Below are 7,634 nucleotides of genomic sequence, written 5' to 3' on the forward strand. Positions count from 1 at the left end.
CAAGGCGTTGGCTGACCGACGGCCAGCTCGAGTTCCTCGGCCGCCTCGACTCGCAGGTGAAGCTGCGTGGCTTCCGCATCGAGCCAGGTGAAATCGAGGCAACGCTCCGGGCCCACCCCTCCGTCCGTCAGGCCGCCGTGCTGCTTCACCAGGACGCCTCGGGCGACAAGCGGCTCATCGCCTACCTCGTTGCCCACGAGGGCCACTCCGTGGAGTCCTCCACCTTGCGCGACTTCCTCAAGCGCTCGCTGCCCGAGTACATGGTGCCCTCCGCCTTCGTCCCTCTGGACGCCCTGCCCCTGTCTTCCAGCGGCAAGGTGAACACCCAGGCGCTTCCCGCTCCCGAGTCCGCCTCACTCCAGCCGGCAGCGGCCTATGTCGCGCCTCGCAACGAGCTGGAACAGCGCCTGGCCGACATCTGGGCCCAGGTTCTCCACACCGAGCGCGCCGGCATCCACGACAACTTCTTCGAGCTCGGTGGCCACTCCCTCCTGGCCACCCAGGTGCTCTCGCGCATCCGCACCGCCTTCCAGGTGGAGCTGCCCCTGAGGGCTCTCTTCGAGTCCTCCACCGTCGCCACGCTGGCGGAGAGGCTCGACGCGGCCATCCGCTCCAGCCAGGGTGTCCAGATGCCGCCCCTCGTCCGCGTCTCGCGCGAGGGCGCCCTGCCCCTGTCCTTCGCGCAGCAGCGCCTGTGGTTCCTGGATCAGCTCCAGCCGGCCAACCCCTTCTACAACGTGCCCACCGCCGTGCGGCTGGAGGGTGCGCTGGACGTGGCGGCGCTGGAGAAGAGCCTCACGGAGCTGGTGCGGCGCCACGAGTCGCTGCGCACCACCTTCCAGGTCCACCAGGGCGAGCCCAGGCAGGTCATCGCCCCCGAGAGTTCCCTGACGCTGGAGGTGGCGGAGCCGCGACCGCTGCCTCCCGGGGAGCTCGAGGCCGAGGTGCGCGAGCTCACCACCGGGCACGCGATGAAGCCCTTCGATCTCCAGCGTGGACCGCTGCTACGCGCCCTGCTGGTGCGGCTGTCCGAGCAACAGCACGTGCTCGTGCTCACCCTGCATCACATCATCTCCGATGGCTGGTCCATGGGAGTGCTGGTGCGCGAGGTGGGGGCGCTCTACCAGGCCTTCACCCAGGGCAAGCCCTCGCCGCTGCCGGAGCTGCCCGTGCAGTACGCGGACTACGCGGCCTGGCAGCGCGGCTGGCTCCAGGGCGAGGTGCTCGAGAAGCAGCTCGGCTGGTGGCGTCAGCAACTCGAGGGGGCGCCTCGCGCGCTGGAGCTGCCCACGGACAGGCCCCGGCCTCCCGTGATGACCCAGCGAGGCGGTGTGCAGCCCGTGGTGCTGCCCGCGGAGCTGTCGCGGGCCCTGCTCGAGCTCTGCCAGCGCGAGGGCGTCACGCCCTTCATGTTGCTGCTGGCGGCCTTCCAGGTGCTGCTCTCGCGCTACTCGGGACAGGACGACGTCTCCATCGGCTCGCCCATCGCCGGCCGCAACCGGACCGAGGTGGAGAGCCTCATCGGCTTCTTCGTCAACACGCTCGTCCTGCGCTCGCGGCTGTCGCCCCAGCGGAGCTTCCGCGCCCTGCTGGCCCAGGTGCGCGAGACGACGCTGGGGGCCTACGCCCACCAGGAGGTGCCCTTCGAGAAGCTCGTCGAGGAGCTCCAGCCCGAGCGCGACCTCAGCCGCTCGCCCCTCTTCCAGGTGATGCTCACCTTCCAGAACACGCCCACGGAGGCCCTGGAGTCTCCCGGGATGAAGCTGAGCCCGCTGGAGGTGGACACGCAGACGGCCCGCTTCGAGCTGGCCCTCACCTTCGCCGAGGAGGCTGGAGGACTCGTCGGCGTGCTGCGCTACAACGCGGACCTGTTCGAGGCGCGGACCGCCGCACGGCTGGCCGGGCACCTGCGCGTCCTGCTGGAAGGCGTCGCCGCCCACCCCGAGCAGAGCCTGGGCCAGCTGTCCCTGCTCTCCGAGGCGGAGCGGCGTCAAATCCTCGTGGAGTGGAACGACACCCGGCGCGACTTCGCTCTCGAGCCGTCGCTCCCCGCCGCGTTCGAGGCCCAGGTGGCGCGCACGCCGGACGCGCTGGCCCTCATGTACGAGGGCACACAGCTCACCTTCCGTGAGCTCAACCAGCGGGCCAACCAGCTCGCGCACCTGCTGCGCGCGCGAGGCATCGGTCCCAACGTGCTGGTGGCCATGTGCCTGGAGCGCTCGCTGGAGCAGGTGGTGGCCGTGTTCGGCATCCTCAAGGCCGGTGGTGCCTACGTGCCGCTCGACCCCACCTACCCGCGGGAGCGTCTGGCCCTCGTGCTCGCCGACTCACAGGCGCCGGTGCTGCTCACCCAGCAGCACCTGCTGCCCCGGCTCCAGGCTCCCTCCGCCCAGGTCATCTGCCTGGACACGGACGCGGAGCTGCTCTCCCGCGAGCGAGTGGAGAACCCGCCCCTCGTCAACGGCCCCGAGGACCTCGCCTACGTCATCTACACCTCGGGCTCCACCGGCGTGCCCAAGGGTGTGATGATCCAGCAGGGCGCCGTGCTCAACCTGCACCAAGCCCTGGCCAGCACCGTGTACGCCGACGTCGAGGCCCCACAGCGGGTGTCGCTCAACGCGCCGCTGTCCTTCGACGCGTCGGTGAAGCAGCTCGTGCGGCTCCTCGATGGCCACGCGCTCTGCATGGTCCCCGAGAGTGCCCGTGGCGACGTGGACGCGCTGCTGGCCCTGCTGGCGCGCGACCAGGTGGACGTCCTGGACTGCTCGCCCTCGCACCTGCGCCTGTTGCTCAGCGCGGGCCTGGCCACCCGGACGGAGAACGTGCCCACGCGCGTGCTCGTGGGTGGCGAGGCGCTGGACGAGGCACTCTGGACCACGCTGTCGCAGCACCCGCGCACCCGCTTCTTCAACGTCTACGGCCCCACCGAGTGCACGGTGGACACCACGGCGTGCGAGGTGCGTGACTGGCCCAGGCCCACGCTCGGAAGGCTGCTGCCCAACGTGCGTGGCTACGTGCTCGACGAGCGCATGCAGCCCGTGCCCGTGGGCGTCCCCGGCGAGCTGTATGTCGGCGGCGCCGGCGTGGCCCGCGGCTACCTGCGCCGGCCCGAGCTGACGTCGCGGAAGTTCGTCGCGGATCCGTTCAGCTCGCAGCCCGGTGCCCGCCTGTACCGGACTGGGGACCTGGTGCGCTGGCTGCCGGACGGCACCATCGACTACCTGGGCCGCGTGGACTTCCAGGTGAAGGTGCGTGGCTTCCGCATCGAGCTGGAGGAGATAGAAGCGGTGCTCTCCAGCCACCCGGGCGTGCAGCAGGCCACGGTGGTGGCGCGCGAGGACACGCCGGGAGACAAGCGGCTGGTGGCGTACCTCGTGGCGCGGAACGGTCAGCCGTTCGACCTGGCCGAGCTGCGAGGCGCCCTGCGCCAGAAGCTGCCGGAGTACATGGTGCCCTCGGCCTTCGTGGCGCTGGAGAAGCTGCCGCTCAACTCCAGCGGCAAGGTGGACAGGAAGGCACTGCCCACTCCGGAGCAGGGCCGCATCGAGGCGGCGGGAGCCTACGTGCCACCACGCGACGCCCTGGAGCTCCAGGTGGCGCGCATCTGGGAGGAGGTGCTGGGTGTGCACCCGGTGGGCGCGCACAGCCACTTCTTCGAGCTGGGTGGGCACTCGCTGCTCGCCGTGCGCCTCATGGGGCGGCTGCGTGAGGTGACGGGCCGTACCCTGCCCCTGGCCGCGCTCTTCCAGGCGCCCACGGTGGAGCAGCTCGCGCGGCTCCTGCGTGGGGAGCAGCGGGCCTGGACTCCCCTGGTGCCGCTGGTGCCCTGGGAGAAGGGAGACCCCCGCCGTCCGCTCTTCGTCGTGCACCCAGTAGGTGGCACCGTCATCGGCTACTCCGAGCTGGCGCGTCAGCTGGGTCCGAAGCAACCGGTCTACGCCCTCGAGTCGCGCGGCATGGACGGCTCGCTGCCTCCCTGCCAGACGGTCGAGGAGATGGCGGCCCTCTACATGGAGACCATCCGCACCGTCCAGCCTTCTGGGCCCTATCTGCTCGGCGGCTGGTCCATGGGCGGCGTGGTGGCCTACGAGATGGCCCAGCAACTGCTGCGCCAGGGTGAGCAGGTGGAGCTGTTGATGCTCATCGACTCGCAGGTGCCCTCCGGGCGGCCCGCCAACATCCAGAACGAGGACGAGGCCCTCCAGCAGGCCTTCGTGGGCCTGGTGGAGGAGTTCGTCGGCAATGGCTTCAAGGTGCCCGAGGAGCAGGTGAAGACGTTGGGCCGCGAGGAGCTGCTCCACGTCATCATGGAGGCGGCCCGCCAGGCCAACCTCGCCCTGCCGGACGTGGGGCTCGAGCAGGTGCGTGCCCTGCGGGACGTCTTCGAGGCCAACCTGCGTGCCAGCTGGCGCTACAAGGCCACCCCCTACGAGGGCGAGCAGTTCACCCTGCTGCCCGCCACCCAGGCGGTGGAGGGCCAGACGGAAGACCGGGGCTGGAGGGCCCTGGTGCCCCCCTCGGGCAGGCTGGATATCCACGAGGTGCCCGGAACGCACTTCGAGCTGTTGAAGCCCCCCTCTGTCCAGTCCGTGGCCGAGCGGCTGCGCGAGTACCTCGAGCGCGCCCACGAGCGGGCCGCTGTGACCCCAAGGACCCCATGAAACCACTGGGGGCTTCCACGGACTTCCGTGGAAGCCTCTGGCGGCTCGGGAGGGCGCTGGTCCGCATGCTGCGCCATCGCTCATGCGGCCCTCGGCCTTGAAGGAGGCGAGGAGGCAGGTTACCAGCTTGGCCTACATGAGGACCGCCTCGTTGGCGGCTTGGCGCTTTGTCAGGTAGGCGTCAAGGACATGTGAGAACTGTGCCGGTGGGCGAGGGCTTCGCCGGGCAGTCGACATCGAGCGAACGCTGGGTGCATGTCAGTCGCCCTGGTGACGCGACGTCATTGCATCCGACGGGCTGCTTGCTATAAAGCCCGTCTCATCGATGGTCCCGTAGCTCAGTTGGATAGAGCGGCGGTTTCCTAAACCGCAGGCCGCTGGTTCGATTCCAGCCGGGGCCACTCGCCCTGCTTCCCAAGTCCCCGGAAGCAGGGCGTTTTTTTGTCCTGGTCGCGCCTCGAAACACTGAACTCCTTCTCGTTCCTGCGCGAAGCCGTGTACCACGAACACCAGCAATAAGCCGTTACGAGCCGCGCAATGGCGGAACTTCGCGCACCCACAGCTCCGCCCGGGCTCTGCGCTCGGCGGAAGCCCACAGGGCGTCATCATGGAGTTCCAGCCGGCCCTCACGACGAAGCAGCGCCACGTTCTCCTCCTCCCTCAGCAGCACGAGATCCTCCCTGGAACCAAGCAGGACCCGACTCACCAGTTCGAGCAGCTCATCCTGAGCCTCGGAGAGGTCCTCCGTGTCCAGGCGCACCTGGAGGCGAAGCCTTGGAAGAAAGCCGTGCTCTTCTTCGGTGTACCGGTTGGTTGGAAACGTGGGCACGGTGGCAACCACCCAGAGGTGCGGAAACACGGTGGTCTCCGCCAACTGTCCTTTATAGCTGGAGGCCCCATCCGGAGCCGAGAGGCCACGGGTGAACTCGCGAACCGCCTCGTGCGGACTCCTGGGCCCGGCCAGGTACAAAACATAGTTGATCGACATGCCTCAGTCCCTCTGATCCGGATAGCCCTTGGGTGTAAAGTTGGTGAATGGCTTTGCCAAACGAAGGGAGAGGATTTTCTTGTCCCTGGTGATCACCAGCACCTGCTCTAGCCCATCAATCGGCCACTCAGCGAACTGCTTCTGAAGGGCAGCAAGATCCACCTTGCTATCCCCGAGGTTGATCACGATGCGTCGCGCCTGCTCGGACTTGACCTTGCCCTCTGCCGTACTCCAGATACTGCGCGCGGAATTGGTGTTGGGCGCATGGTTGTCGAACAGGATTCCCCCAATGCGATAATCGGGATCTTTCACTCCGGGCCGCCTGCCTCCCGGAATCGCTGGCTGCTGTTCGACAGGATAGTTGTTCTCCCTGAGAATCTCAGCGGACTCGTTCTCACGCTTGAGCGCGTTGATATTCTCCTTGGCCTTCTCCTTGGCTGGAATCTCCTTGGGCCTTCCCTTCGGTGTCACCGCTGTCTTGGCGGCATCGGGAACCGCCTTCGAAGGTGTGCGCCAGGCCCGCCAGCAGACGCCCAGCGTGTAGAAGAGCCCAAAGCTAGCCGCGGTCATCAGGTAGTCGCGCGCCAGTCCGTACGCGGACCAGTCCGCGCGGCGGTTGTTGATGACATCGTTCAGCACGCGCTCGGTCGGCACGAAGGAGAGCAGCTCTGCGGTAAGCTGCGTCCCACGGGCCGCTTTCGGGCCCCATTTCATCATGAAAGCCAGCGTGCGAGCACCGATACCGATCCCTCCAGAAATCAGGGTACTGAGGACCAAGACCGGAAGGTCATCCACGATGAACAGCTGGGCTTTTTGAGACCACCACTCACGCCGCTCGCTGTCATTCAGCTTCTGCGCGAGCTCAGCTCCCTCTGGAGTCCGAGCGCTCTTCGACAGCTCATCGAGCAGGGCGCGAGCAATCTCCCACTGATCGTTCTTGCGCAGGGACTTGATGATCTCCGCCGCCGCCGTGTCCGCGCCCTTTAGCTTCCCTTCGCACAGGGAGCGCGCCAGGTCGCACATCGGCGTGAGCAAACCACGAGTCACCTCATGGTCTCGAGGGAACACTGCCGCCTCGTACTCGGTCGGAAAGGACGGGAGCTCCGTTTCACTCACGAGGTGGTGTTCATTGAACATCGCACTCCATGCGAGATCGAAGGACAGCCCCGCCTTCTCCATCTTCCGGTCGATGTAGTCGAAGGCCTCGTTCATCTTCTTCTTGTCGGCCTTCAGCTTGTCCCGGTTGTTCGTGAACAGGTTGTTCAACGCTCCCGATTCACTGATTTGCTTTTCGAAGCAGGCGTTGACGATGGCGCGATAGGTCTGACTGATGCCCTTGCCAATCATTACCTCGGTGTTGTCCGCGGCATGCAGCAGGAACTCGGCCTGCACGAGCGACTCGGTGGCCAGCTCTTCGAGCAGCTTGGCGTGCTCGGAGTTGCCCTTGAGTCCCTTGCCCACGGCCTTCACCTTCTTCGAGAGGGAGATCAACTCGAAGGCCTTCTCGGCCAGTGGTCGCGGAGCAGTCTGCAGATAGCCTGCGGCGCGCGCCCTCATGGTGCTCAACATCCAGCTCAGGATGGACTTCTTGGAGGAACTCGCAGCCATCGCCGAGCTCTCCAGCTCCGCAGCCCCATCCTGCAGGATGTTCGCCGCCAATTCCCCCTGCCCACTCTCGAGCGCTCGCGAGGCGAGCTCCAGCGTGCTGGCGGCCAGGACAATGACGTCATCCGAAGAACTCTTCAGCGCATCGAGCTTACGCCTTTCAGCCATCACTTGCTGTTTGAAGCTATTCCAGATCGCGACCTTGCCGAACTCGTTGGGCTTGATCTTCGTTCCGAACGGGATCCCCTCGCTCGCGCAGTAACGTCTATCAATCTCTTCGTTGATTCTGGCTCGTTCAGCCAATGAAAGTGCGGCGTAGCTTTGCTCACCCGCCAGCCTCTCCGCCTTGACCACGGCATCTCCGGCTCTACCGTGTAGTG

3 protein-coding genes and 1 tRNA gene are annotated in these 7,634 nt (G+C 66.9%); 2 read left to right on the forward strand and 2 right to left on the reverse strand.

The features are described 5' to 3' along the window. A partial coding sequence (locus tag Q664_RS05460) for an amino acid adenylation domain-containing protein (protein ID WP_043390595.1) occupies nucleotides 1-4,661 on the forward strand: 4,661 nt, incomplete at its 5' end. 327 nt (nucleotides 4,662-4,988) lie between these two features. After that, nucleotides 4,989-5,062: transfer RNA gene (locus tag Q664_RS05465), tRNA-Arg, on the forward strand. A gap of 122 nt (nucleotides 5,063-5,184) precedes the next feature. Here the strand turns inward: Q664_RS05465 and Q664_RS05470 are convergent. Together Q664_RS05470 and Q664_RS51585 are read right to left on the reverse strand one after the other, a co-directional pair. Beyond that, nucleotides 5,185-5,649, reverse strand: coding sequence for a SitI3 family protein (locus tag Q664_RS05470; RefSeq protein ID WP_043390596.1), 465 nt, complete (start codon nucleotides 5,647-5,649; stop codon nucleotides 5,185-5,187). 3 nt (nucleotides 5,650-5,652) lie between these two features. Further along, nucleotides 5,653-7,634: CdiA C-terminal domain-containing protein (locus tag Q664_RS51585; protein WP_481954994.1), on the reverse strand; the 1,982-nt coding region annotated here is incomplete at its 5' end.

This window comes from Archangium violaceum Cb vi76, from assembly GCF_000733295.1.
GTDB classification, from domain to species: Bacteria; Myxococcota; Myxococcia; order Myxococcales; family Myxococcaceae; genus Archangium; species Archangium violaceum.

Bases quoted from the DNA above. Each gene is read 5' to 3' on its own strand.
- Q664_RS05470 (WP_043390596.1), bottom strand. From the start codon at position 5,649: ATGTCGATCAACTATGTTTTGTACCTGGCCGGGCCCAGGAGTCCGCAC.